The sequence below is a fragment of the Pseudalkalibacillus sp. JSM 102089 genome (assembly GCF_041366475.1).
Classification (GTDB): Bacteria; Bacillota; Bacilli; order Bacillales; family Guptibacillaceae; genus Guptibacillus; species Guptibacillus hwajinpoensis_B.
In genome coordinates, this window is record NZ_JBEWYW010000008.1 from 26899 (window position 1) to 53171 (window position 26273).

The following is a 26273-nucleotide window of genomic DNA, read 5'->3' on the forward strand; positions in this document are numbered from 1 at the left end:
CCGCTTAAAAGGATTAGCCCTTGATCAAACCAAGTACTTCAGATCGTGCAGCAGCGTCATTTTCAAACACGCCTCTTACTGCTGATGTAACGGTTGATGAACCAGGCTTCTTAACGCCTCTCATAGTCATACACATGTGTTCTGCCTCAACTACGACCATAACACCATGTGGATCTAATGTGTCTACCATCGAATTTGCTATCGTAGAAGTAATTCGCTCTTGAAGCTGTGGACGTTTCGTTACAGATTCAACAGCTCTTGCTAGCTTACTAAGTCCTGTTACCTTCCCGCCTTTTGGAATATAGGCAACATGCGCTTTTCCGAAGAAAGGAACAAGATGGTGCTCGCAAGTTGAATAAAAAGGTATATCTTTAACTAAAACAAGCTCCTCGTGGTCTTCTCCAAAAATAGTCTGAAAATGCTCTTTTGGATCCTGATGCAGCCCCTGAAAGATTTCTTCGTACATTCTTGCTACACGTTTTGGAGTATCCAACAATCCTTCACGCTCAGGATCTTCACCGATCGCTTCAAGGATCATTTTCACTGCTTCTTGTATTTTTTCATGATTAACTTCGTACATTGTTCTTACTCCTCCATTCAGGGCCTTTATTACCTATCAAGATTCTAGCACATGGAGAAAAAGTTAGCAAAAAAGAAGAGCCGCAGAATGTGCGACTCTTCTTGGCCCTATGTATTTCTTACTTCACTGCATCCTTAAGGGCTTTACCAGGTTTAAATGCAGGAACCTTACTTGCAGCGATTTCGATTTCTTCGCCAGTTTGAGGGTTACGCCCTTTACGAGCAGAACGCTCACGGACTTCAAAGTTACCAAAACCAATTAGTTGAACTTTGTCACCCTCTTGCAAGGATTGCATAATGTTATCAAAAACTGAGTCAACAGCTTTTGTCGCTTCTTTTTTAGAAAGCTCTGCAGATTCTGCAACAGCATTGATTAGATCTGTCTTGTTCATTCTGTTCACCTCCTCTCAAGAGAGATGGATAAATACATTCATTTACTTAATGACCAATATTTATACGTTGCAATGCACGTTTAGTACGTTTGCAAGCCCTATATTATACGAAGATGCAAAAGAATTCAATACGTTTAGCTCGATTTCAACGATTTTTCAATGTTTTTTACTTATTATCTGCTAAATGAGCGTTTTGTAAACGCTCTAAAGGTGAATTTTATATTGTCTATTAATTCAAGCAATTCAACGCTTTAGATGGACAAATGTTAGATATACTCCAAAGTTGCCAACTTAGCCTAACAACTCACTAAAATAGATAATACCCCTTTTCTCGGTTCTTCTAAACCACTTAACGTAAAAAACCGACTCCAGGTATTGGAGTCGGTTTTGTTATAATATAATCGCAATTAAACCGCCGGATCCTTCGTTAATAATGCGTTCGAGCGTTTCTTTTAATTTATAACGAGCATTTTCAGGCATTAAACCAAGTTTTGCCTGAATCCCCTCTCTCACGATAGAATTCAGGGAACGACCGAAAATATCTGAATTCCATATTGAAAGCGGATCTTCTTCAAAATCTTGCATTAAATAACGAACAAGCTCTTCGCTCTGCTTTTCCGTTCCAATGATAGGTGCGAACTCCGATTCTACGTCTACTTTAATCATATGAATAGATGGGGCAACTGCTTTCAACCTGACACCAAACCTTGACCCTTGACGAATGATTTCAGGCTCATCGAGGCTCATATCTTCAATCGCTGGTGCTGCAATACCATAGCCAGTTTGTTTAACCATCCGAAGAGCGTCTGAGACGTGATCATATTCAGCTTTTGCAAATGCAAACTCCTGCATAAGTTGAAGAAGATGATCCTTTCCTCGAATTTCAACACCAACAACCTCTTTTAGAATTTGATCGTATAGATCTTCCGGAGCATAAAGATCAATTTCCGCTATTCCTTGCCCCATTTCAATTCCTGCTAAACGAGCATCCTGAATAAATTCAAATTCCTCAAACTGACCTACGACACGATCAACATCCCTAAGACGCTTAATGTCTTTCACAGTCTCTCTAACGGATTCTTCATAACTCTGTCGCAACCAATGATCTTGGTGGAGAACCATTACCCAACTTGGTAAGTTCACATTAACTTCTAGAACTGGAAATTCGTAAAGCACTTCTCTCATGACATTGTTAATATCATGCTCCGTCATAGTCTCTACGCTAAGAGAAATAACAGGAATATCATATTTATTACAAAGGTCTCCTCTTAATGCCTCCGTTTGTGGATGGTGTGGGTGTGCAGAATTGACAATCATAATAAATGGCTTACCTACTTCTTTTAATTCCTCCACGACTCTTTCCTCAGATTCCAGATAGTCGTGTCTTGGGATCTCCCCAATCGAACCATCAGTCGTTATCACGACGCCAAGCGTGGAATGTTCTTGAATTACTTTTCTTGTACCAATTTCAGCTGCTTCTTGAAACGGTATCGGCTCTTCATACCATGGTGTATTGATCATTCTTGGCCCATCTTCATCTTCGTATCCCTTAGCACCAGGCACGGCATATCCGACGCAATCGACAAGTCTAACATTAACATCAAGACCATCTTCCACATGAATTTGAACGGCGTGATTTGGTACAAATTTAGGCTCAGTCGTCATAATGGTACGGCCAGCAGAACTTTGGGGTAGTTCATCCAGTGCCCTCGTTCGATCAGAATCGCTTTCCATATTGGGCAGGACGATTAGTTCCATGAACTTTTTAATAAATGTTGATTTCCCTGTTCGAACAGAACCTACGACTCCAAGGTATATATCTCCCCCTGTACGCTCTGCGATATCTTTGAAGATATCTACTCTCTCCACGTGATCGCCTCCTGAATTCCGCCTCATTGGACGAAATGATTCAATCCAGACCGCAGACTTTCTTGAACACTACCATTCTATGATGTTGTCCAATAAATATGACAGTTCACAGTAAAAGGATTTGATGCTTTAAGTAAACTTTTCGTCCTCTATTGAATAAGCCCATAAAAAAGTCCCTCCTCTTTTTAATAGTTGTATTGCTAAAGAGGAGGGAAAATACCTATTTCACTAAAAAAACAGCTTTATCATTTTCAATTGTATACGCAACAGAAGCAACAGGAACATAAAACGAATTGTCTGCTAACAAATCTCGGATATCATCGCCCTTTTCATAGCTATGATCTGGATTACTTTCGATTGCCTTCGTAAGGTCGCTAGAATAATTAATATGTACATCACCTTTTTCATCTAAGAAAAATGGAAGTTGTTCATTTGTAAATGGACTTTTAACAGTCAGCTCTTCATCCATCCCCATTGCATCGTAATCGATGGAATACCGGTCTTTTGCAAGAACATCTTTGAATGGTGGATAGTTCTTTTTCCTTCTATAATCATTAATACGTAGCTGAAGATCTTTTACTTTTTCAATAGTGACTAAATCAATTAATCTTACTGTCGGCTCTTCTTCTACATGAATAAGTACATATTGAAATACCCCACCATTTTCAAATGAATTCCCAGGTGCTTGCTGTAAGAAAGCGGGCACTAATTTCTTGAAGTCAACTGGATACTTCTGATAGATTGGTGTTTCCTGATCTCTTGTTTTGATAGGAAGAATGGACTTATTTTCTTGGAATTGCTCTACTGCTGTTTGAACAGATTGAATTTGGTCTGTATAAGGAATTTGATTCTCGTTTTTTTGACTCTCTGGATACAGGCATCCTGACAATAGAGAAACAAGGCATGTCCATAATACAGCTTTAGTAGCTAAACGTTTCATTACACTCATTCCTTAGTTAGAAATTTACTTATTTAGTTAGTAGGTCCAGTAAACACGACGAGAAGCATGAGCACCCCCGCAACGAACATACACATATATGCAAAAGTTGACACAAGCACTCGGAAAACACCTTTAAGCTTCGTGCGACTTAGCATGATCGCCATAACCGCTATAAACATTAGCCCTAGTGCCGAAAGTGCTACCCACATCTTAATTAACGCTGGTGACATTTTAATCCCCCTAATATGACAAATCTAGTTTGCACTGCCCACCATTATATCAAATCTTTACTCCATTTACCTCTAAAGGTTTCAACAATTCAATGGTTCTACTCAATTACATCTCTTCAAAACATGCCAGCGTACTTTATCTTAAAAGGTAACGCTTCCATAAATAACAAATAAAAAGCTGAAGAAAGGGGCTTTTCTTCAGCTTTGACTATTCTAATTTCTTAAAGAAGTATGCTTCTGCACATTGATGGTTCATTATTAGTATATGGTCTTACATCGAAGGCGGTATCGTTGATTAGCCTAAGTTTCTACTAAATTCTTTATTTTTGACTGAAAATTTTTGCAATAGCAGACAAATCGAACGGCATATTCTTATTTACGATTGCCTTTACGATTCGATCTTCTTTTTCTTTTGTGACATTTACGTTAGCAACGCGTGCAACATTCGCAATTAATTTACGCACTGTTTTCTCATCAGTAAAATCTGCTCCCTGAACGGAATTAGCTAACTTAAAAATGTCTTCCTTTTTCACATTGGTTTTCTTTTCTATGTTATCGAACAGATCGCTCACGCAGTTTCCTCCTTACCATTAACGTTCAACATAGTGTATGCAAGGAGGAATACTTCGTGCTTAGCCTATTTAGAGTTCTTTTGGATTCAATTCAAAACGGTCCGCAAGCAAAGACGTTAGATCTTCTGTCTCATGAGTTCGAAGCCTACCCATCAGTTGATCTACACCATCTTTCGCATCTTTGTTATTAAATAGCACTTCAAATAACACAGAAGTTATAGGCATTTCTACGTTCTGTTTTTGTGCGAGATAATAAGCAGCCTTCGTAGTTCGAACACCTTCTACTACCATCCCCATATTTTCGAGAACTTCATCTAGATTATTTCCTTTTCCAAGAAGATTTCCGGCTCTCCAGTTACGACTATGTACACTTGTACACGTAACTACAAGGTCTCCTATACCTGTCAATCCCATAAAGGTAAGTGGATTTGCCCCCATAGCTGCACCAAGGCGAGCAATTTCAGCTAAACCTCTTGTGATAAGGGCAGCTTTCGCATTATCACCATAGCCGAGTCCATCAGATAAACCGGCCCCTAGAGCAATGATATTCTTTAATGCACCACCAAGCTCAACACCAATGATGTCATGATTAGTATATACTCTAAAATTCGAGTTAATGAAAAGATCCTGAACATACTCAGCTTGAATCATTGATTTAGAAGAGGCCGTTACGGTCGTAGGGTGACGAAGACTCACTTCTTCTGCATGACTCGGCCCAGATAAAACGACAACCGATTTTCTTAAATCCTCTGGGATTTCTTCTTCAATCACCTCTGAAATACGCTTGGATGTTTCTGGTTCAATTCCCTTACTAGCATGAATGAGCGTAACCGGTGTTGATAGGTATGTCTTAAGTTCAGGAAGAACCTCTCTAAGCGCTTTAGTTGGTGTAACAAGTAAGATAGCTTCAGCATCTTTCACGCTCTCTTCAAGGGAACTGGTAGCCCTAATCCCCTCAGGTAATTTTATACCAGGAAGGTACTTCTCATTCGTATGCTTCTCATTCACTTCATTTGCAAGATCTGTTCTTCTTGCCCATAATGTCACATCATGTTGATTATCTGCTAGTACAATTGCAAGAGCTGTCCCCCAGCTCCCTGCACCTACAACTGATATTTTCGCCATTGAACTTCCTCCTTACTGCTCGACCTTTTGACCGAGCTTGCTTTCAGTACCAGAGAACAGTCGCTTTACATTTGTACGATGTCTCCAGACAGAAAGAATCGCTAGAATCGTCCCTAACAAAATATATGAAGCTGGATTCCCTCCAAGTAAGAAAATAAACGCTGGAGTTAATACTACAAAAATCAATGAACCAAGAGAAACAAATCTCGTTACTACAATGGCAATAATAGCGATGATGCCAGCATAAAGTGCTGGAAAAAACGCAATTGTTGCAAATACCCCTATCGTAGTAGCAACGCCTTTCCCTCCACGGAATCCAAAAAAGATTGGCCAGTTATGACCTAAGATAGCACAAATTCCCGCAAGGAAAGGAACGATTGGTTCACTAGTGAACCAATACCCTAACCAGACGGCAAGTATGCCTTTTATTACATCAAGTGCAAGAACAGCAACCGCTGGGCCAGTCCCTAGCACTCGAAGTGTATTTGTCGCTCCTGCATTGCCACTTCCGTGATCCCTAATATCTATTTTCTTCACGATTTTTGCAATTAAATAACTAAAACTAATTGATCCAAGCAAGTAAGCAGCAATGCAAATCAGGATCGCGATCATCTCATTTCCCCCTTTGTATTAGCAAGGTTCCCCCGAATGAAACAAGCTTAATTATTCGCTTTTTCTACGTGCAAGAATTCGTAAAGGAGTCCCCTGGAAACCAAATGTTTCACGAATACGATTCTCTAAAAAGCGTTTGTAAGAGAAATGAAGCAGTTCCGGATCATTAACAAATAATACGATGGTAGGCGGTTTAACAGCCACTTGCGTCGCATAGTTAATTTTCAATCGCTTCCCATTATCTGTTGGTGTTGGATTCATTGCAACGGAATCCATAATTAATTCATTCAATACATTCGTTTTCACACGAAGGGCATGGTTATCAGCTACAGTATTAACAACTGGTAACAATGTATGAAGACGTTGCTTTGTTTTGGCAGATAAGAACACAATCGGTGCATAGCTAAGGAATAAGAAATGATCACGAATTTTTTGTTCGAATTCTCTCATCGTCTTATCGTCTTTCTCAACTGCGTCCCATTTGTTTACGACAATAACAATGGCTTTACCTGCTTCATGAGCATACCCCGCCACTTTTTTGTCTTGCTCGATAATGCCTTCTTCTCCATCAATCACAACTAAAACAACGTCAGATCGTTCAATCCCACGCATTGCACGAAGAACGCTGTACTTCTCAGTCGTTTCATAAATCTTTCCACGCTTTCTCATGCCAGCAGTATCAATAATGACGTAATCTTGTTCATCACGAGTAAACATGGAGTCAATAGCATCGCGAGTTGTACCAGCAATATCACTTACAATCACTCGCTCTTCTCCTAAAATCGTATTAACAAGCGATGATTTTCCAACATTCGGACGACCAATTAATGAGAATTTAATCGTTCCTTCGTCATATTCTTCTTCTGCTACTTCAGGGAATGATTTAAAGACTTCATCTAAAAGATCACCTAACCCAAGACCATGTGAACCTGAAATACCAAATGGAGTTCCAAATCCTAAAGCATAGAAATCATAAATCAACGTTTGCTGTTCAGGATTATCTACTTTATTTACAGCTAATACAACAGGTTTATTGGAACGATAAAGAATTTTAGCAACCTCTTCATCCGCATTCGAAATGCCATCTCTTCCGTTAACCATGAAAATAATAACGTCCGCTTCGTCTATTGCAATTTCTGCCTGATAACGAATTTGAGAAAGAAATGGTTCGTCACCTATTTCAATACCACCTGTATCTATGATATTAAATTCACGATTCAGCCATTCACCTTTGCTATAAATACGATCTCTTGTTACTCCTGGAGTATCTTCTACAATCGATACTCTTTCTCCTACTATACGATTAAAAATGGTCGATTTCCCAACATTCGGTCGACCTACTATTGCGACAACTGGTTTTGTCATTTTATGCACGCCCTTTCTAAAAGACTATCTAAGCTTGAAACCAGAAAGTCGTGGACAAACTTTCCAGGAGTTCATTGTAAAAAACCCTCCTCTATAAGAAGGGCATAGTCTTCGATAGCTTTTATATCTTATCAAAAAAGCAACCAATGAACAACAGACGATCAAATGAAACTTGGTAACTTCTCTTTGAAAACTTGCTAATGCTTCACAATAATATAAACACCATTGCTCAATTTATGAGCAATTCCATCTAGTATAGCTTCAAGATCAGCGGCTACGCCGTCCATTTCATCTTGAGATTCACATACAAACACATTCGCTCCTACAGGGGCCTGAGCTAATGATAGTGTAACAGTTGCAAGTATCGCTTTCTCAATAATCATGATGAGTCACTTCCTTTTTTCTTCGTTTCCGTAGGCATCCTTATCGCATTTTCAAGAGTTGGTACTTGAGAAATGACTTTCATGGCAAGATCCACGCTTTTATTTTGAGGTAGAATAAAAACTCCAATTCGACCATCGTCTAAATCGCGTTTAATTAATGGAACTAATGCAGGCGTTCCTGAATCCCGGTATACACCAAGAGATATAGCAAGGTCATGAAGGATCGCTTGTCTTTGTCCGAGATTACCAATCGTCATTCGCGCATCAAAATTCTTTGGAGAAATCGTAAATCCAAGTCCATGTTCTAAAATTTCTTTTTGTCTCGCTGGTATGCCAATATTCATAATGTAGATGTTATCAACGTATAGCCCTGCACCTTCAAATTTAACTTCTTTTTGTTCAATATTCGCAATTTTCCCGAGTTTACTTCCAGTCATGTATTTTTTGGCTACTAGAAAAGCAAGAAATGCAGCAACTAATCCAGCCCACACATTTATTGCAAGATAAGCAAATGACGTGACAAATGAAATGAAAATCACTAAATAATTTCTCCCTTCAAAGGTTACAGCTATCCCTTCTATATAGGACGCTCCACGAGGGACAAGCTCTAGTGAATCCATTTCAGTTAAAGTTTTTCTTTCCATATTGCGCACTTCCCGAAATTGCGATGCAGCTAGGGTTAGGAAGGTCACCGCTGTAAATTCTTGCTCCATAATTGATGGAACGACGAGCGCCCCGAGTGAAGCTGCAATAAAACCAAGCGCGAGATGTATAATCATTCCATGTGGATAAGTAGGGTATTGCCTATAATCTGTTCGAAACATATAAATTCTCGCAAGCGTACCGGCTATCACACCAAATAGAATTGGTATTGTATACTCATTCATGAATATCCCCGTCTTTCTTGATGTTTTTTGACAGTTTTTTCTAAATGAACTGTTAATTTCACGAAGGAGGACCAGACCCATGTCGCCATAATCGATATAGCCATTACATCGAAGGAAGCTAATTCGCCAGCAGTTCGCTCAAACCCCATTCCTCGAAAAATCATTGTTAATATAACCTCACCATGAACGATACTAAGAATTAATAATGAACATCTCTCTGCAAAGCCATTCAGTGTTAGATGAATAATAATAAAAAGAATTGCGGCAACCGACCACTTCGTATACAAGTAAGTAAAAACAGGATCATATATAGCAAACAGCTGAATCGAAGTATAAGCTGCTGTTAACATAATGAGTAATATCATGGCGTAAACCGTTTTTACACCGTTCTTTATCCAGAGGAGATATCCACAAATATAAGCAAGCACTAGTACAACAGCTACAGAAAAACCCATCAGGTTGACGGTTTTATTCACGACACATATTGCCACTAACATTAAGAACGCTGACCCAGTCCTTTCTAAAGATGGCTTTTGAAAAAAGACTGTGATGACAACTCCCATCCATACAAACCAAATAAAAATCGCCCCATCCACTCCGTTACCTCCTCTCATTATGAACAGTATGGGACGTTTTCATGAGAGATAGACTTAAAAATTGTAAATGAATAACTTTCGAAGATTTTTTTCATGATAAGAAAAGGTTCAGTTGAAGGGAGGCTAAATGATGGGAAAAGATCGACAAGATAGAAAACTTAAGAAATCGAAACGAGTTGAGTCTGATCGTGATCAGTCGCTTTCACATGATGGAGCAGCAATGCTTGAAGGACCAGATCAAGCTCGAAAACGAAATGGACAGAATTAATATGTTTCCTTCTAGCTAGAAAATCAAAAAAAATCCTCTCTGCATGAGTGCAGAGAGGATTTCATTTACTTATTTGTACTTTTTAAGCTGATCACCGATCATATCTCCAAGAGAGAATGGCGAGTTGCCGTCACTTTCTTTCTGATATTCTTCAACTTCATTTGATACTTGTTCAGTTTCGAGGACTTTGATGCTTAATGATATTCTCTTTTCATCAAGATTAACATCCAAAATCTTCACTCGAACTGTTTCTCCCTCTGAAAGAACTTCTTGAGGAGTTCCTATATGCTTGTTCGAGATTTCTGAAATATGAACAAGCCCTTCTACACCCGGAGCCACTTCTACGAATGCACCGAAGCTAACTAAACGCTTCACTGTGCCTTCGATTTCATCTCCAGTACTAAGTTTTCCTTTTACTTCTTCCCACGGTCCCGGGAGTGTTTCTTTAATGGATAGTGAAATACGTTCGTTGTCACGATCAACAGAAAGAATTTTAACATTCACTTGTTGACCTTCTGTTACAACTTCAGATGGGGTTTCAACACGATGATGAGCCATCTGAGAAATATGAACGAGGCCATCCACTCCACCGATATCTACAAAAGCACCGAAATCGGTTAAACGTTGAACTGTCCCTTCGACAACTTGTCCTGCTTGAAGAGATGCTAGCGTTTCTTGTTTCTTATGATCCGCCTCTTGCTCAAGAACAGCACGATGTGACAGGATCACTTTTGCTTTCTCTGGATCAAATTCCACAATCTTAACGCTCAGGTTTTTGCCTTTGTAATCTGAGAAATCTTCAACATAATGTCTTTCTACAAGAGAAGCCGGGATAAATCCGCGAACACCAAGGTCAACCACAAGGCCGCCCTTAACTACGTCTGCAATTTCAACATCAAATGCAACGGAGTTTTCATACTTCTCCTGTAGAGCATCCCAGGCTTGATCAGCTTCGACTGCCTTCTTAGAAAGCACTAGCTCATCTTCAGAAACTTTGATTACTTTAACTTCTATTTCATCACCTTCTGAGAGCACGTCGCTAACCTTTTCGACGTGAAGGCTTGACAGTTCGCTGATTGGCAGCACTCCATCAACTTTAAAACCTACATCTACTGATGCATGTTTTTCTTCAACCTTGGAGATCTTACCTGTCACCACTTCTCCAATTTCGAATGATTTGAACTCAGTCATTTCCTGATTCATCTCTTCACCCATTGACAAACTCCTCCTTCAATCCAAAAGAAATAAAACTTTTCGATATGATTTATAAAAGTCTTCCACTTATAGCGAAAGAAATTTATTGAAAAGTTAAGCACCCTTTCCTCTAACTTTCACTAAAAATGACGGATTTGTCAAGTATCCTGACACATTTATTTAAATTTTTTAACAATATCGAATTATTTATGATGAATTTCAATAAGATCTTGAATTTCTTTCATGATAGCCTGAGTGGCTTTTTTAGCTGCTCCCTGTTCTTCACGAAGCGGCGATAAGTCAACTGGTTTTCCGTACACGATTTTCAAGCGGCCAAAAGGCTTATAAGATCCTTTAATTGCGCACGGTACGACCATCACTTCTGGACGTAAAGCAAAAAAACCTGCTCCAGAGAGCCCCTCGCCTAGTTTGCCATCTTTGCTTCTCGTACCTTCTGGAAACAAACCGACAACGCCGCCATCTTTCAAAAATTTCATTCCACTTCTAAGAGCTTGTTTATCACTCATTCCTCGTTTTACCGGAAAAGCCCCAACCTTATGAATCAATTTACCTAGTATCGGAATGGTAAACAATTCTGATTTAGCCATAAAATGAACATCTCTAGGAAACATGGCTCCTACTAGCGGCGGATCAAGGTTATTGATATGATTTGAGCAAAGAAGAATCCCTTTGTCTTTCGGTATATTCTCACGACCAACAACTGTTACACGATTGAATACCTTGAAATAAAAATGAAATAAGCCTTTTCCTACTCCGTATAAGCTCACTTGATCATGCCCTTTCTTTTGCTAATTGTAAAATTTGGTCCACTACTTCAGAAATTGTCATCTTCGTAGTATCAATTTCTATGGCATCGTCCGCTTTTACAAGAGGGGCTACTTCTCGCTCAGTGTCACGCTTATCTCTTAAAGCAATCTCATCCTTGATACGGTCATAATCCGCTTCAATCCCGTTTCCAATAAGTTCATTATATCGTCGCGTGGCTCTTTCTTCTACAGAAGCACTTAAAAATACTTTAAGTTCTGACTCAGGAAGAACGTGTGTACCGATATCACGTCCATCCATTACAACGCCTCCACGATCAGCTAACATCTTTTGTCTCTTTACCATTTCTAATCGCACTTCACTTTGTCTTGCTACAAAGGAAACATTGTTCGTGACAGCATAAGAACGTATATCTGTTGTTACGTCCATGTTATCAACCAAGACAAGCTGTTCACTTTCACCAACTTGTAGGTCGATCACAGTATCATCTAGAAGTGCTTTAAGAAGCGGACCATTCTCTAAATCAATGTCCTTCTCAATAGCTTTATACGTTAATGCACGATACATTGCACCTGTATCAATATAAAGGAAAGATAGGTTATCTGCTACTTTTCTTGCAACTGTACTCTTACCAGCTCCTGCTGGACCGTCAATTGCTATATTTATTCGCTTGTTCATATTATTATTGCCTCCAAATTCCATTCATCCATCCGAATTAGATCATATAAATGACAATTTAACGTACAAAAAAAGCAGGAGAACCTGCTTTCCTCAGTACGGCCAAAATGTCATATTTATCATAACACAAGACATTTTATCGGTCTATTCACTATTGGCGTCTAATCAGGGGAGGCATATCCTTTAGCACACCTTCATAATAAATCGCTTTACTTAGATAGATACGAAATTCTTCTTGAGTTAGAAGAACTTGAGAAATAATAAGAAAAACAAATTGAATGACGATGAGTTTTATTAATAATTGTTCCATTCTCGCCATACATTCGCTCCTCTCATAGGGTATCGTAATTCATTTCGGTACCGTCCATTTTTTCTACTCTTTCTTCTCTTTCGTTAGATGCGTTAATAAAAATGCGATACGTTTCATTATCAATCGTACCCATAAACTCATAGCATAATACTTCTTCTCCAAGATCGTTTCGAATGACACCCAACCCTTCTTCCATTATTTGGACATTCGGATTCACTTGTTCTAACGCTTGATCTCTGGAAATAGTTGGGGAGCCCAAAGATCTTTCATGGTGGTTTGTTAAATACTCTAAGGATTCATAGCCGGAAATATCACCATTATCAAGCGCAACTTTAATGTGAACAGCATCTGGATAAATTAAAACATCTTTCTGATTGTATACAAAAGTAAATACACCTACTCGATCATATTGACTACTTTCTGAAATGCTCATATTTGTTATATCATGCTCTTTTAGAAATGCTCTCGCTCGATCAGCGGCTTCATTTAGACTAAGCTTCTGATCTCCTATTTTCCTATCCATCAAAATCCAGATTGGTTTTGCCCCTTTTTTTGTAACATCTAGATTGATACTAGATTTCGTATCTGGCTCTTCAATTGATAAACTATAGGCTTTGTATTTTGACTTCTCCCCAGTAGTCGTTATATCAATGCTTGCTTTAGGATCAAGATCCAGAAAGTCAATTACATGTTCCTTTGCTTCTTTTTCAGTTAGTTTTTTCCCGACTATATTTTTGTCCAGGTTTTCTTTCTTTTCATTTAATTGAGTAATCTCAGGTCCCCAGTTTACTTCACTATACCCTTCCACTTGTTTATCAACTGTTTTAAATCCATCAATAATCGTGTTATCTTCAGCCTGTGTTTCTGAAGCTAGAGCAAGCTCCACATCCATCCAACGTAAGTTATGATCAATGACCATCGCCTGCACTTTTCTCAGTTCATTTTTAATATCTGTGGAATGACTATGCAATTCCTTCAATGTTTTATATTCTTCATCTGACAGAGGGTTTTCATCAAGATCACGTACAGCTACACGATAACTAAATGAGCCTATGTTTGTTAAAAATTCTTCCGTTTTATTAAAAGGCATTAGCGTTAGCGGCAGTTGTCCAACATCATTTTGAGCTTCAGACGTTAAACGCCATACCTCTGCAAGGGCAGGAGATAGACTGCCACGGGAGTTCATCGCCAATGTCGACCCTATCTTCTCTTCTAGTGCTTCCATATGAAAGTTTAAGTCATGGAAAGCACGCTGATACGTGTTTTCCGCATTAATTAACACGGCATTTTTTTCTTGATGTTCCTTGTACCCCCAGTAGCTAGTTCCAGCAACGCCTACTGCGAGCGCACCAATTAAAATCGAACGAATCATATTAACCACCTCCACTATTCACAGAATATATGCTTACCAATTTGTTTGATTTGCGGCCTTGTCCAAATCCATCCAGAAGTTGCCGTGTTTGGATTGAAATAATACAATGCTTCCCCAGTTGGGTCCCATCCATTTATTGCATCAATCACAGCTTCTTTCGCTCTTTCATTTGGAGTAAGCCATATTTGTCCATCTGAGACAGCCGTAAAAGCTCTCGGTTCAAAAATCACTCCTGAAACTGTGTTTGGAAATGAAGCACTTTGAACACGGTTTAGTATGACCGCGGCAACCGCAACCTGACCTTCGTAAGGTTCCCCCCTTGATTCACCATAAACTGCGTTTGCAAGTAACTTAATGTCGTTTTGGGAATAACCGGACGGCACGTTTTTCGCCTGAGTAGTTGAGTCTTTTGGCTTATTCGTTTCATTATTTTGATTTGATTGTGAAACATTAGGACTTTGGCCACTATTCGCCTGTTGCTGAATGGAAGGATCATACTTTGTAGACTTGTTTAACTTCGCTTTCATTTCAGGACCAACTAGTCCATCAACATCCATTCCAAATTCATACTGAAAGTTTCTAACCGCCCAATAAGTCCCCCATCCAAATACGCCGTCAATTGAGCCTGTATAGAACCCTATATGCTTTAAGCGTGCTTGAAGTTCAATGACATCGCTGCCTGTTGCGCCCTTCTGGATGATTTGGTTAGAAAATGCATCTGCTCGATTCTCCATATCAAATACCATGACAAGCGGTGCACAGACTAGACCAATTATTAGAGGGATTTTTAGAATAAGAACTGTCTTTCTCATGATGTGGACCTCCCTGATCATTCTGTTTTCATAAGTGTAGTTTTTGTATCAGAAGGTATTTTATACAAAACAAAAAAGATGCCTCTTCGGCATCTTTCAAACTGTTATCATATTGGCATGTTTTCTTTCGTTTCCATTAATTCTGCTTGATTAAGGTTTGCAGCTTTGATTTTCCTTACACCTATAAACCATAGAACAAGCATAAATGGAATCATTAAATAGATGGTATTGCTGTTCACCTGAAGAACTAAATAATTATATGTTCCGTGAAACATAAATGGAACGAAAAGAGATAGAGAAATCCACTTTCCAATCTTATTTTGCAATGAGAATTTTCCCCTTCCAAGATAAGAACCCATAATTAAGCCAAATAAAGCGTGGCTTGAAACAGGAAGAAGCGCTCTCCACCATGCTTCTTGAATGCCATATGCAAAAAGATAAAAGACATTTTCAACAGATGCAAACCCTAGTGAGATAGCAACACCATAAACAATCCCATCATAAAACTCATGAAACTCTATATGGATGTATACAGTAAAATAGAAAATAAACCATTTTAGAAATTCTTCAAGCAGTCCAGACATCAAGTAAGCTTGACTGAATGGTGATTGCAAGAAGTTTTCGACCTCAAAACCATGCTGAATCACCATTACTGGAAATACTAACATAGCGCCAAACACAAAACTTCGTACAACCGGGCCTATTGGCTCAGATTCATACTGATGTTGTTTCAAATAAAAAAAACAAAGAAGCGCAATGCCTGGTGCTATTCCAGCAGTTATTGCTGCTAACATAGGCTTTCCCCATTTCTATCCTGAACCTCATTTTTAAGCAGGCTCAGTCATACCTATACTTTTATAATCGTATCATGTTACTTTATTTAAGGAAACAATTATTAGGAAAACGATGAGGTGACGCAATGAGCAAGCTATTGATCATTCATACCGGAGGAACTATCGCTATGGAGGAAAATAAGAACTCTGGTGCTGTTAGCCCAGGTAAAGAAAATCCTCTAAATGCAACACTGAGCGAATTACTAATCGGAAATGACGTTATTGTTGATGATTACATTAACATTCCCTCCCCGCATATGACACCTGAGGTCATGTTTACTATTGCGGAAAGGATTGAAACGAGAATCAAAGAAGAACACATCAGCGGAGTGGTTATAACGCATGGAACCGACACACTAGAAGAAACAGCTTACCTTCTAGATCTTGTTCTCCAAACAGATCTGCCTGTCGTCGTAACAGGTGCGATGCGCTCAAGCAATGAGCTTGGCTCTGATGGGCCATATAATCTTCTCTCATCCATAAAAGTAGCTTCTTGCCATGAAGCTAAAGGAAAAGGCGTGCTTGTTGTGTTGAACGATGAAATACATACAGCAAAAAATGTGACAAAAACGCATACGAGTAACGTTTCCACTTTTCAAAGTCCTCAATATGGCCCTATCGGGATCGTTACAAAACAACGTGTCTTCTTTCATCATACTTTAACGATGAGAGACCGCTATCATATTTCTGGACTAACGAAAAATGTCATGCTTCTAAAGGCTTATGCAGGAATGGATTCACAGCTACTATTTGCTGCTGGAGATATTGGCATTAATGGCATCGTAATAGAAGCGCTTGGACAGGGGAATTTACCACCGGATATGATGGAGGGAATCAAACATCTAAGAGAGAAAGGAATCGCCATCGTCATGGTTTCTAGGTGTTTTAATGGCATTGTACAAGATGTTTATGGTTATAAAGGCGGTGGCAAGCATTTAAAAGAACATGGAGTAATTTTCTCTAACGGATTAAATGGACAAAAAGCGCGTTTGAAATTACTCGTTGCACTCGAAGCAACAGAAGACCCAAAGGAATTACACAATTTCTTTTTACGATGATGAAACAGAGACCTTCCCTGATTTGTAAAAGCACAAAAACCTACCTTAATTGGTAGGTTTTTGTGCTTTCCCTATGATTGACTGAGCTATTAATGCACCGTGTAGCCTGCCATTCTCAATAAAAATCTCATTGGCGTTATTTCCAGCGGCAATCACACCAGCAATATAACAATTCTCTACATTCGTCTCCATCGTATCTTGATCGAAAGCAGGTCGCCCGCTTTGTTGATCAATTTCTATACCGATTTTTGTCAAAAATGAATGATCAGGATGATAACCGGTCATGGCGAATACAAAATCATTCGGTATGCTCTTCTGTTCACCCTTCACTTCATATACGACTTCTTTTTCTTTCACTTCCAATAATGAAGCATTAAACTCCATTGTCACTTTCTTATTTCTAACGAGAGCTTCAAATTCCGGTAAAATCCATGGTTTTACACTTTTTGAATATTCCGCTCCTCTATAAAGAATCGTAACTCTTGCCCCAGCTTTTTCAAGCTCTAATGCTGCGTCAACTGCTGAGTTTTTACCGCCTATCACAACAATATCCTGGTCAAAATAAGGGTGCGGCTCTTTAAAGTAGTGCAAAACCTTATCGAGGTTTTCTCCTTTAACACCCATAAAGTTAGGACTATCATAATATCCTGTTGCAATGATTAAATGCTGTGCGCGGTATGTTATTTTTTTGGATTCGTGCACTTTTTCCGTTTCAATAATAAATGCACCATTCTCCTTAGTTATCAAATTTGCTTTTTCAAAGGAATGAATACGAAGATCTTTTCTTTTAGCAACGTCCCGATAGTAAGCAAGGGCCTGATTTCGTTTTGGCTTCCGCTCTTCAATTATGAAAGGTACTTCACCAATTTCAAGCTTTTCACTTGAACTAAAAAATGTTTGATGCGTTGGATAATGATAAATAGCATTCACGATATTGCCTTTTTCGATAATTAGAGGATCGTATCCCTCATTCATTAATTCAATTGCCGCAGACATTCCACAAGGACCTGCGCCAATGATAACCACTTGTTCTTCTCTCATCTCACTCACTCCCGAACCTATCCATAAGAAATGGAACATTTCTTTTTATTCTACTCTTTGCAATAGAAAAATTCCCTACCTGAATGATAGGGAATTTTCATCGGATTGGCAACTATTTATATCCATCCTCTAAATCTAGAGGCTTCAGCCATTTTACGCACGCCAACCATATATGCTGATAGTCTCATATCAACGCGACGCGTTTCAGAAGTTCGGTAAATTGAATTAAAAGCGTTTACCATTACTTTTTCAAGCTTCGCTTCTACCTCTTCTTCTGTCCAGTAGTAACCTTGGTTGTTTTGTACCCACTCAAAATAAGATACCGTTACACCACCAGAACTTGCAAGAACATCTGGCACGAGTAAAATACCACGATCCGTTAAAATTTTTGTAGCTTCAATCGTTGTAGGACCGTTAGCCGCTTCCACAACAATACTTGCTTTAATTTGATGTGCGTTGTCTTCTGTAATTTGATTCTCAATAGCAGCTGGAACAAGAATATCACAATCAAGTTCAAGAAGCTCCTTGTTGCTAATTGTTTCTTTAAAGAGCTTTGTAACTGTTCCAAAACTATCACGTCGGTCTAATAAGTAGTCAATGTCAAGACCTTCAGGATCATGAAGAGCTCCATATGCATCTGATATTCCTACAATCTTAGCACCCGCATCATGCATGAATTTTGCTAGAAAACTACCCGCATTTCCAAAACCTTGAATAACGACACGTGCACCTTCTATTTTGATATCCTTTTTCTTAGCAGCTTCGCGAATACAAATGGTAACGCCCTTCGCGGTAGCGGATTCACGACCATGAGAACCACCTAATACGAGAGGTTTACCAGTAATAAATCCAGGAGAATCAAATTCTCTAATTCGACTATACTCATCCATCATCCAGGCCATAATTTGAGAGTTCGTGAATACATCTGGTGCCGGTATATCTTTTGTTGGACCTACAATTTGACTAATTGCTCTTACATACCCTCGACTCAATCGTTCTAGTTCTCTAAAAGACATCTCACGCGGATCACAAATAATTCCACCTTTACCTCCTCCATAAGGAAGGTCTACAATCCCTGCTTTAAGGCTCATCCATACAGATAGTGCTTTAACTTCTGTTTCTGTCACGTCTGGATGGAAGCGAACGCCACCTTTAGTGGGTCCTACAGAATCATTGTGCTGCGCACGATACCCAGTGAATATTTTTATAGAGCCATCATCCATTCGAATTGGAATCCGAACTGTCATTAATCTCATTGGTTCCTTTAATAGCTCATAAACTTCGCTCGGATAGCCTAATTTGTCCAGCGCTTCGTGAATGACTGATTGCGTCGACTCTAATACGTTCCGTTTCTTCTTATTTCCTTGTCCATTATCTGTTTCGTTTTTGTCGACCATTGCTTTACCTCCCATTACTGTGCACTTACTCTGCTGTTTTTGTACTTTTTAGGCTAAATGAAGCATAGCCTATTCGATTTTAATTGTTAAAGTTCATATGTTGTTTATAGAATGTTCCATTGCTCTGCTTTCAAAACATAGTATACACGTTTAGGTAAGCTATGAGAAGGCATTCATGCTACATTTATGCAAATTGTTCCATAGTAATGAAAACGCTTACTAAGTAGAGGCGTAGTCATATCAATTAAAAAGAAGACCTCACAATTTGTGAGGTCTCTCCTTTTACTATTTTTTTAATCCTAAATGAATAAGGTTTTCAATCATCTGTTCATAGGAATATCCAATCTCTTTAGCCGCGTCAGGAAACAAGCTTGTCGGTGTCATACCTGGCAATGTATTTACTTCGAGGAAAACAGGATTCGATCCATCATTCGGTACAATATAGTCTACTCGTGAATACGTCTCACAACCAAGGAGTTCATGTGCCACTATCGACTGCTCTTGGATAAGTGTCGTATAATCAGACGATATACGTGCAGGGACAATATGCTCGCTTCCACCTTCAGAATACTTCGATTCATAATCATAGTATTCATTTTTCGGTACAATCTCTATGACAGGGAGTGGCTTAACATCACCTTTAGCTCCCATTACGGCAACCGTCACTTCTGTGCCAGAAATAAATTCCTCAAGGATTACAGTATCATCAAATCGAAATGCCTCTTCAATCCCCTGCTGAAGCTCTGCTTCGTTCTTAGCAATTGTTAAGCCTATGGTTGAGCCCTCACTGTTTGGTTTTACAACAACTGGATATCCAAAAGGTAATTCCAAAGAACGGTGGTCATCCGATTTATGAAGAACGAGATCTTGAGCAAGGCGAATGCCTGAATCTCTTAGTACTTTCTTACTTTTTGCTTTGTCCATCGCAACGGCAGATCCAAGTACTCCGGATCCTACATAAGGAATTTGTAACATATCGAGTAAACCTTGAATTCTACCATCTTCCCCATACTTACCATGAAGACCAATAAAAACAATGTCTACATCAAGTTCCATTACTTCAGCTAAGCGATCTGGATGGAAGTCAATTCCAACTACTTCATGACCGTTATTTTTTAGAGCTCTCATAATTCCTTTTCCGCTAGATAAAGAAACTTCTCTTTCTGCAGAGGTTCCTCCATAAAGTACTCCAACTTTCATTCTTTATACCTCCTGGGCTACATTTATGTATGTCATTATATTCGATAGTTAATCGAGTGGAACTAATCAAAACTTCTCTCATCATACCATGTTTTTCGAACACTATGTTATCCCTAATGACCATCGATAAATAATATTATTGGAAAAAAGTCTTTTACTTTTTGTATACTGGCAGTAATCTTATTTATGAAAGGAAATACCCTTATGTCTCAAACATTTATGTTTGTCTTCGCTCACCCTGATGATGAGAGCTTTACTTGCGGAGGAACATTATTAGAGTTAGCGAACAAAAAAGATATTAAAACCGTTTTATATAGTGCCACACCTGGCGACGCTGGTAAATGCGGCGAACCAGCTATTTGTCGCCCCGAAGAACTCGCATCCGTTCGACGGAAAGAACTTGAAAAAGCTTCTAAGCTACTTGGCATCGATGAATTATATATCGGTGAATATCAGGACGGGAAGTTAAATTCTTTGCCTCCAAATGTGCTTAAAAATGATGTAATCAACCGAATCAAAGAAGTTAAACCTGACGTTGTCATCACTTTTCCACCTCATGGATTATCAGGGCATCCTGACCATAAAGCGATTCAAGCTGCAACGCTCCAGGCAGTGCACGAAACAAACATTGTGAAGGAATTATACTACACTACCTTCCCACAGTCATTAGCTGATGAAACAGGCCATCCTGCTTTTTCTGACCCTGATGATTCGATTACATTGATGAAATCATTCTCAAGTAACCATATAAATACCGTAAGAAAAGCTCTTCTTGCGCATCGAACGCAACACCTGTCCGTTGAAAGAGCTTTTCCAACCATATATAATCAAGAAGGTTTCATGAAATATAACAATAAAGAATATTTCATTAAAGCGTGGGAAAACGCCGAACCTTCATCTAAATCCCTCCTCACCTAAAAAAACCTCCCATGGGAGGTTTTTTCGTGTTCAAGAAAGCAATAACTGAATCATTTCGGATGTTAAGAAACAAATTGGAATGATTCAGATAGCCACCAGAACCTTATTTGAAATAATGATTTAACTGCTCGATTGCAGTTGTCTTCATAATCTGTTTGCCGTATTCCATCACCCGGTAGCTTGTAATTGTGGAAGGATTCCCAAATTCAGCCAGTAAAGCAACTAAAGAATCTAATTCATACTCTGCAAATTCCTCTTCATCAAACTTAAGATAAAAATGGTTTTGATAGGAATAAAGTGTTCCTCCTTGTATACCCACATTGATCAATCTTTTCGAAAGACCAATCACATCTTCAAAAGAACGAAACTCATAGAAAACTTCATCGCTTTCATCAAGGGTCACTTGCATTTCAATATACTCATCGTTGTAGTCCTCTTCAAATTCACTATCACCGGAACCTTTTGTGACAATGACTACCATTCCCTGAGCAGGAAGTGAAAATACTTCTACAGCGATAGGACCATCTACTTTAAATCCAAGTTCATCATCAGCTTCCATGATCATCTCACGAAAAAGCCTATGAACTTTCGGTACGTCCTGCCAGAGCTCTTCTTTCGTAATTCCACGCTCATTTAAATCGTCATAAGTTAGAAATATTTTTATTTTATCATATGCTAAACGTTCAAGACGCATCTAATTCCCCCCTACCGTCTGTCACCCGCAAATCCTTTATTCATACTATATGTGATAATACAAAGATGGTTCTTGGTTGACGATATTCTTCTAGTTTACACTGTCAAAGGAAGCTTAGACAAGTCAAGTCCACTTTCAACTAAGTAGTAAGCTTTTGAATTTTATCTTTAATCCAGGCATCCCATTCTTCTTTATTATTTCCAACTAAAAACGGTTCGTAAGCCTGTCTCTTTTCATCACGTAAATGTGCAATAGCTGAACCACCTACTCCAATGGTTAATTCAGAGAAACGTTGGTCCAATCGATCAATCAAACCTAGACACCTTGGTAAATTCGTCATCAACGTGCATGATAGAAACAGAATTTTGGGGTCGGTATCTTCTACGACGATTTCAATATCCTCTTCTGGTATGCTCGATCCGAGATAAATAACTTCGAACCCTTTCCGTCTAAGATACAGAGTAAAAATTAACAATCCAAGTTCATGGTATTCACCAGTTGAGCAAACAGCCATTACTTTTGGAAGGTACCCATCGACAGGAAGCGTATGGAAAATCATACCGATTCTAGAACGAAGAAAAGCGGTAGTAAAATGCTCATGAGCTATGGTTATTTTGTCATTTTCCCATAGGTCTCCAACCCTCACTAGTAGTTTAGCCAATATATCATGAACAACTTTATCTATACTGAAGACAGAGAAAGCCTGGTTCAACAAATCTTGCGCTTTATTCTCATCAAAAGCTAAAAGGGCTTCAAGGATTTCATCAGCTAAGATTTGAGCCCTATCCTGCACCATATCAGTGCCCATACTATCCGTATCTGATGAATCATTTCCATTCTCAAGCAATTCTACAGCCTGACTAATTGTAAAGCCTTGCGTTGTTTTTTGGACCAGCCATTTTAATATAGACATATGCTCTTCCGAATAAAGACGATGACCAGCTTCATTTCTTATTGGAGAAATAATATTATAACGCCTCTCCCATGCCCTCAAGGTCCCGGGTTGAATACCTAATTTTTTCGAGACCGCTTTAATATTATACTTACCTGCAGACATAGTCATCTTCCCCTCTAATACAGCCATTATCACACCTAGTATAAAGGGTGAATGATGTTTGTGTAAACTTTGTATAAGCGTTGCTTTGTTTTTTTGTATTTATTTCCTTTTTAATATAAAAATATGTGACTCAGCTGGTGCCATTAATCTTAACGGTAAAGTTGTTGTGCCATATCCATTGCTGATTACTACGGTTGTCCCATTAATATTCTTAATTCCACCTTTTTCTCTTATCCCCCATCCAAACAGTCGAATCTGACCTCCATGAGTATGTCCGGATAAAATCAATTGAACCCCACTATCTTCTGGCCAATCTTGTTTAATGTCCGGATTATGACTAACCAGGATCTTAATATCTTCTGACGCTTCATTAAGCGCATCCTGAAGTGAAGCGTTTTCTGTTGAAAGGTCATCAATTCCTAATAAGCTTATTCCATCATTATTTTTCATTACCGTTTCTGCCTGGTTTTTTAAGATATGGATTCCGTTATCAACTAGAATTTTTTGTAGTTTTGCAGGATTTTCTTCATAATCGTTATTCCCCCAAACGAAATAACAAGGGGCGAGAGCGCTAAGATTCCTCATGTTTTGAGCAACCTTATCAAAAGATACCCCTTTTTCCATTACGTCTCCACCTATTACTACAATATCAACCTGATCTCTCACCTTTTCTAAAATTTTCTCAGAAACCAATCGATTGTGTAAATCTGAGATAAAAAAAATCCGAAATGATTCAAAGCTTTTTGGTAGTTGTTTAATGTAAAGTTCCTTCGTGTGGACACGATTTAGATGAGCTTCACCCCACATATAAATTAGTAACAGTACACCTGCCAAAAAGATCCCAATGATATAGTTCATGTTTCATTGCTCCTCTGAAAGCGTTTCACTTCTCTTGCAGCCCTTATATTAGCCGACAAACCACCATATATAAATGCCATCACGAGAGATGCTAGAGATAACCACTTATTATTTTGAAACAATACCCAGTATACGCCAATTAACAAACTACCTTCAATACAGAACGTTATAAGGTGAGCTTTGTTTTTAATTCCGAATGCAAGAAAACTCTCTACATGCTCCCTGATTACTCTTGCCACGACTAAAAATCCAAATAAAAAACAAATCGCCCCAAAACCATAGCGCGCACTGTTTAACATTAAATCTGTAAAGGTCATACTTTTTAAATTCAAGTTACTTTCAGCTAAATACAGCAAACAAAATATTGTCATAACCCTTATCAAGAGAAGCGGCATAGTAAAACCCCCCACTCTAACGTATGTAAGAGTAGGAGGCTTTATGGGTACTAATATCTCATACTTCTTTAATATCGAGTACTTTAAATCCATTCTGTTCAAGTTTTGCTATAAATTGATCGATATTTTCTTTTTTCTCGATCTTCATTACAATCCTTCGTACATTTTGGTTTGACTCGTCAAAAGTAGAGAGGGAAATAATATTTTCATGAAAACTCTTTGCTATTTTAGCTAGTCTTGCAATTCTTCCTTCTGTTTCAGAAGATGCAAAAGCAATTCGAATGCCCGGCTTTCTCATACCAAAAGCACTTTGGAATTGATCAAGTATATCTGATCTAGTAATGATTCCAATGAAATCTTCCTTTTGATCAACCACGGCTACAAGTGGTGCATTTTTAGCTAAAAGGAGCGTATTCTCAAACACTTCCTCCTGATTAACTGTAACATTTTTTTGGAAAGCAATATCCCCTGCATTGGTTTCCCTAAGAAACATTTCTTTATCGGTTGCATCACTTTTGAAAAACGCTTTGTAAATGCGATTAAAAGTAACAATACCAACATATTTCGTTCCCTGGATAACGGGGACACCATCAATTTCACGATCCTTCAATAATTTTAGGGTTTCATCCAACTTTGTGTCATGATTCACATAAACAGTTTCTCTAATTGGTTTCATTGCACTACGTACATACACTACTATCACCTCTTTGTAAGATCATTACTCTTAATTAATACCACATTTCAAAGATAATATCCTTCTAAATGAGAAATTCATGTGATATTGAGGCGATTTCTTCCGTAAATTGGGCTTTTTAATTGCTTGAAGATTCAGTCTTTTTGAGGTAAGATTAAAGCATAACCAGACCAATTGGGACGGAAACAATAAAACGGAGATGATGGATCTATGATAAACAAACTTAAAACCAAATCATTGTTACGTAATGAAGATTTGGATTTCAACCGTCGTTTAGGTATGCCCGTAGAAGTTTTCTGCCCAAAACTTAAAGATACTGTTGCCTTCGGAAAAATTGAAATGTTTGCAGAAGATGCGCTTTCCATTAACGGAAGTCATTTCCAAATCGAACAATATTTATTTTTCGGTTGTCCTGAACAAAGATAAAGTTCACTTGTAATAAAGGTTAATTCCATGTTGATCTTTCAAATATTTAAAAACAGCATGACGATTTTGCCACTGCAATTGTCCTTCAAAAAGTTCATCACTTCGATCTAATATCTCCAATCTTAAAGATTCAAATTCTTCCTCGGCCTTTTTGCATTTTTTTGCAATCTTTCTTAATTGAAAATATGCTACTATACTCAAACTAATCATCAACATAAAAAATGGCATCAATGACGGGGAGAACCCATTTACAAATAAAGATGAGTTTTTTTCTAGCTCGTACCAAAATAGTCCGCCTATACCTAAAAGTAAACATGAAAGAACATACCCATAAAATTGAGATTTTCCATTAAACTGTATTTCAGCATTTTTTCTTTCCACTAACTCTTCTAACAAGACGTTTGTCATTTTAGATTGTGGCTGTGGAAGATTCCATTGTTTGAACGCATCCACTCTAGTCCCCCCTTTTATAGAAACTAGTTTATGCAACATATGCGCCAGATAATACAGGGGGGCATTGAATAAGAGAAACATATTAAGAAAAATAAGAATATAAAAGAAATATGGCAACCATGCTTATAAATAGCAGCGCGAGCACTCGGATTAGCGCAAGAGATGGAAGTTCATTCTCTTCACTACCTTTGCTTCGTGCCTGCTTTTTTTGTTTTTCCTTATTCCGATGGAATTCCTTCCTAGAGGGTAGCGGACGATCGTTTTTCATAAGACTCACCT

The 26273-nt window shown here is 38.5% G+C and carries 33 protein-coding genes; 4 read left to right on the forward strand and 29 right to left on the reverse strand.

Annotated elements, in window-relative coordinates:
• Nucleotides 1–13: 13 nt before the first annotated feature.
• The 12 genes from folE to ABVF21_RS16220 form a co-directional block, all read right to left on the reverse strand.
• Nucleotides 14–580, reverse strand: coding sequence for a GTP cyclohydrolase I FolE (folE, locus tag ABVF21_RS16165; RefSeq protein ID WP_194221932.1), 567 nt, complete (start codon nt 578–580; stop codon nt 14–16).
• A 118-nt stretch (nt 581–698) separates the two neighbouring features.
• Nucleotides 699–971: an HU family DNA-binding protein gene (locus tag ABVF21_RS16170; protein WP_048309232.1), complete on the reverse strand. Its 273-nt coding sequence runs from the start codon at nt 969–971 to the stop codon at nt 699–701.
• Nucleotides 972–1361: 390 nt separating this feature from the next.
• Nucleotides 1362–2840 carry a stage IV sporulation protein A gene (gene spoIVA, locus ABVF21_RS16175; RefSeq protein WP_194221933.1) on the reverse strand — a complete coding sequence of 493 codons (1479 nt, stop codon included), beginning with the start codon at nt 2838–2840 and terminating at the stop codon, nt 1362–1364.
• 220 nt (nt 2841–3060) lie between these two features.
• On the reverse strand, nt 3061–3780 hold the full coding sequence (locus tag ABVF21_RS16180) for a hypothetical protein (RefSeq protein ID WP_303530964.1): 720 nt from the start codon (nt 3778–3780) through the stop codon (nt 3061–3063).
• A 32-nt stretch (nt 3781–3812) separates the two neighbouring features.
• Complete coding sequence (locus ABVF21_RS16185; protein WP_303530963.1) at nt 3813–4010, reverse strand: DUF2768 domain-containing protein; 198 nt, start codon at nt 4008–4010, stop codon at nt 3813–3815.
• A 320-nt stretch (nt 4011–4330) separates the two neighbouring features.
• A complete protein-coding gene (locus ABVF21_RS16190) occupies nt 4331–4582 on the reverse strand; it encodes a stage VI sporulation protein F (protein ID WP_194221936.1) in 252 nt (83 codons plus the stop codon).
• 69 nt (nt 4583–4651) lie between these two features.
• Nucleotides 4652–5707 carry an NAD(P)H-dependent glycerol-3-phosphate dehydrogenase gene (locus tag ABVF21_RS16195; protein WP_303530962.1) on the reverse strand — a complete coding sequence of 352 codons (1056 nt, stop codon included), beginning with the start codon at nt 5705–5707 and terminating at the stop codon, nt 4652–4654.
• 12 nt (nt 5708–5719) lie between these two features.
• Nucleotides 5720–6319 (reverse strand): glycerol-3-phosphate 1-O-acyltransferase PlsY, encoded by a 600-nt coding sequence (gene plsY / locus ABVF21_RS16200; protein ID WP_303530961.1) that lies wholly within the window; start codon nt 6317–6319, stop codon nt 5720–5722.
• A gap of 51 nt (nt 6320–6370) precedes the next feature.
• Nucleotides 6371–7684 carry a ribosome biogenesis GTPase Der gene (der, locus tag ABVF21_RS16205; protein ID WP_194221939.1) on the reverse strand — a complete coding sequence of 438 codons (1314 nt, stop codon included), beginning with the start codon at nt 7682–7684 and terminating at the stop codon, nt 6371–6373.
• 197 nt (nt 7685–7881) lie between these two features.
• On the reverse strand, nt 7882–8067 hold the full coding sequence (locus ABVF21_RS16210; protein WP_371018596.1) for a capping complex subunit for YIEGIA: 186 nt from the start codon (nt 8065–8067) through the stop codon (nt 7882–7884).
• Complete coding sequence (locus ABVF21_RS16215; RefSeq protein ID WP_226613789.1) at nt 8064–8954, reverse strand: YIEGIA family protein; 891 nt, start codon at nt 8952–8954, stop codon at nt 8064–8066. Before ABVF21_RS16215 ends, ABVF21_RS16210 begins: the two co-directional genes overlap by 4 nt.
• Nucleotides 8951–9550, reverse strand: a complete 600-nt coding sequence (locus ABVF21_RS16220; protein WP_303530956.1) for a YphA family membrane protein — start codon at nt 9548–9550, stop codon at nt 8951–8953. The genes ABVF21_RS16215 and ABVF21_RS16220 overlap by 4 nt, the downstream gene beginning before the upstream one ends.
• Before the next feature lie 130 nt (nt 9551–9680).
• Here ABVF21_RS16220 and ABVF21_RS16225 point away from each other — a divergent pair, with 130 nt between their 5' ends.
• Nucleotides 9681–9818, forward strand: coding sequence for a YpzI family protein (locus ABVF21_RS16225; RefSeq protein WP_303530954.1), 138 nt, complete (start codon nt 9681–9683; stop codon nt 9816–9818).
• A 69-nt stretch (nt 9819–9887) separates the two neighbouring features.
• Here the strand turns inward: ABVF21_RS16225 and rpsA are convergent, their stop codons facing one another.
• The 7 genes from rpsA to prsW all read right to left on the reverse strand — a co-directional run bounded on the left by rpsA (nt 9888) and on the right by prsW (nt 15764).
• Nucleotides 9888–11033 carry a 30S ribosomal protein S1 gene (gene rpsA, locus ABVF21_RS16230; RefSeq protein ID WP_226613796.1) on the reverse strand — a complete coding sequence of 382 codons (1146 nt, stop codon included), beginning with the start codon at nt 11031–11033 and terminating at the stop codon, nt 9888–9890.
• Between the two features lie 182 nt (nt 11034–11215).
• A complete protein-coding gene (locus tag ABVF21_RS16235; protein WP_303530952.1) occupies nt 11216–11800 on the reverse strand; it encodes a lysophospholipid acyltransferase family protein in 585 nt (194 codons plus the stop codon).
• A 4-nt stretch (nt 11801–11804) separates the two neighbouring features.
• Nucleotides 11805–12476: a (d)CMP kinase gene (gene cmk / locus ABVF21_RS16240; protein ID WP_303530950.1), complete on the reverse strand. Its 672-nt coding sequence runs from the start codon at nt 12474–12476 to the stop codon at nt 11805–11807.
• Nucleotides 12477–12627: 151 nt separating this feature from the next.
• A complete protein-coding gene (locus tag ABVF21_RS16245) occupies nt 12628–12795 on the reverse strand; it encodes a DUF5359 family protein (protein ID WP_194221947.1) in 168 nt (55 codons plus the stop codon).
• Between the two features lie 13 nt (nt 12796–12808).
• Nucleotides 12809–14158 (reverse strand): germination protein YpeB, encoded by a 1350-nt coding sequence (gene ypeB, locus ABVF21_RS16250; RefSeq protein ID WP_371018597.1) that lies wholly within the window; start codon nt 14156–14158, stop codon nt 12809–12811.
• A 14-nt stretch (nt 14159–14172) separates the two neighbouring features.
• A complete protein-coding gene (sleB, locus tag ABVF21_RS16255) occupies nt 14173–14904 on the reverse strand; it encodes a spore cortex-lytic enzyme (RefSeq protein ID WP_303531137.1) in 732 nt (243 codons plus the stop codon).
• Nucleotides 14905–15077: 173 nt separating this feature from the next.
• Nucleotides 15078–15764, reverse strand: a complete 687-nt coding sequence (gene prsW, locus ABVF21_RS16260; RefSeq protein ID WP_371018598.1) for a glutamic-type intramembrane protease PrsW — start codon at nt 15762–15764, stop codon at nt 15078–15080.
• Nucleotides 15765–15889: 125 nt separating this feature from the next.
• Here prsW and ABVF21_RS16265 point away from each other — a divergent pair, with 125 nt between their 5' ends.
• Entirely contained in the window at nt 15890–16861 is a 972-nt protein-coding gene (locus tag ABVF21_RS16265) for an asparaginase (RefSeq protein WP_303530944.1), read from the forward strand.
• A gap of 45 nt (nt 16862–16906) precedes the next feature.
• Here the strand turns inward: ABVF21_RS16265 and ABVF21_RS16270 are convergent, their stop codons facing one another.
• The 3 genes from ABVF21_RS16270 to ABVF21_RS16280 all read right to left on the reverse strand — a co-directional run bounded on the left by ABVF21_RS16270 (nt 16907) and on the right by ABVF21_RS16280 (nt 20499).
• Complete coding sequence (locus tag ABVF21_RS16270) at nt 16907–17902, reverse strand: YpdA family putative bacillithiol disulfide reductase (RefSeq protein WP_371018599.1); 996 nt, start codon at nt 17900–17902, stop codon at nt 16907–16909.
• Nucleotides 17903–18018: 116 nt separating this feature from the next.
• Nucleotides 18019–19299 carry a Glu/Leu/Phe/Val family dehydrogenase gene (locus ABVF21_RS16275; protein ID WP_194221953.1) on the reverse strand — a complete coding sequence of 427 codons (1281 nt, stop codon included), beginning with the start codon at nt 19297–19299 and terminating at the stop codon, nt 18019–18021.
• 285 nt (nt 19300–19584) lie between these two features.
• Nucleotides 19585–20499 (reverse strand): D-alanine--D-alanine ligase, encoded by a 915-nt coding sequence (locus tag ABVF21_RS16280; RefSeq protein ID WP_371018600.1) that lies wholly within the window; start codon nt 20497–20499, stop codon nt 19585–19587.
• Nucleotides 20500–20703: 204 nt separating this feature from the next.
• Between ABVF21_RS16280 and ABVF21_RS16285 the strand changes: the two genes are divergently transcribed.
• Nucleotides 20704–21417: a PIG-L deacetylase family protein gene (locus ABVF21_RS16285; protein WP_371018601.1), complete on the forward strand. Its 714-nt coding sequence runs from the start codon at nt 20704–20706 to the stop codon at nt 21415–21417.
• A 103-nt stretch (nt 21418–21520) separates the two neighbouring features.
• On the opposite strand, the gene ABVF21_RS16290 is transcribed toward ABVF21_RS16285, so the two are convergent.
• The 5 genes from ABVF21_RS16290 to ABVF21_RS16310 form a co-directional block, all read right to left on the reverse strand.
• Entirely contained in the window at nt 21521–22111 is a 591-nt protein-coding gene (locus ABVF21_RS16290; RefSeq protein ID WP_226613827.1) for a genetic competence negative regulator, read from the reverse strand.
• Between the two features lie 139 nt (nt 22112–22250).
• Nucleotides 22251–23174 (reverse strand): MerR family transcriptional regulator, encoded by a 924-nt coding sequence (locus ABVF21_RS16295; RefSeq protein ID WP_303531136.1) that lies wholly within the window; start codon nt 23172–23174, stop codon nt 22251–22253.
• A gap of 93 nt (nt 23175–23267) precedes the next feature.
• Nucleotides 23268–24026: a metallophosphoesterase gene (locus ABVF21_RS16300; RefSeq protein WP_303530935.1), complete on the reverse strand. Its 759-nt coding sequence runs from the start codon at nt 24024–24026 to the stop codon at nt 23268–23270.
• On the reverse strand, nt 24023–24421 hold the full coding sequence (locus ABVF21_RS16305) for a hypothetical protein (protein ID WP_206759496.1): 399 nt from the start codon (nt 24419–24421) through the stop codon (nt 24023–24025). Before ABVF21_RS16305 ends, ABVF21_RS16300 begins: the two co-directional genes overlap by 4 nt.
• Nucleotides 24422–24479: 58 nt before the next feature.
• Nucleotides 24480–25115, reverse strand: a complete 636-nt coding sequence (locus tag ABVF21_RS16310; protein WP_303530931.1) for a CBS domain-containing protein — start codon at nt 25113–25115, stop codon at nt 24480–24482.
• Nucleotides 25116–25325: 210 nt separating this feature from the next.
• On the opposite strand from ABVF21_RS16310, the gene ABVF21_RS16315 reads away from it, so the two are divergent.
• Nucleotides 25326–25541, forward strand: a complete 216-nt coding sequence (locus tag ABVF21_RS16315; protein ID WP_194221960.1) for a hypothetical protein — start codon at nt 25326–25328, stop codon at nt 25539–25541.
• Between the two features lie 3 nt (nt 25542–25544).
• Here ABVF21_RS16315 and ABVF21_RS16320 read toward each other — a convergent pair whose 3' ends face one another.
• Together ABVF21_RS16320 and ABVF21_RS16325 are read right to left on the reverse strand one after the other, a co-directional pair.
• Nucleotides 25545–25994: a DUF2663 family protein gene (locus ABVF21_RS16320; RefSeq protein ID WP_303530928.1), complete on the reverse strand. Its 450-nt coding sequence runs from the start codon at nt 25992–25994 to the stop codon at nt 25545–25547.
• 82 nt (nt 25995–26076) lie between these two features.
• On the reverse strand, nt 26077–26262 hold the full coding sequence (locus ABVF21_RS16325; RefSeq protein ID WP_303530927.1) for a hypothetical protein: 186 nt from the start codon (nt 26260–26262) through the stop codon (nt 26077–26079).
• Between the last annotated feature and the right edge of the window lie 11 nt (nt 26263–26273).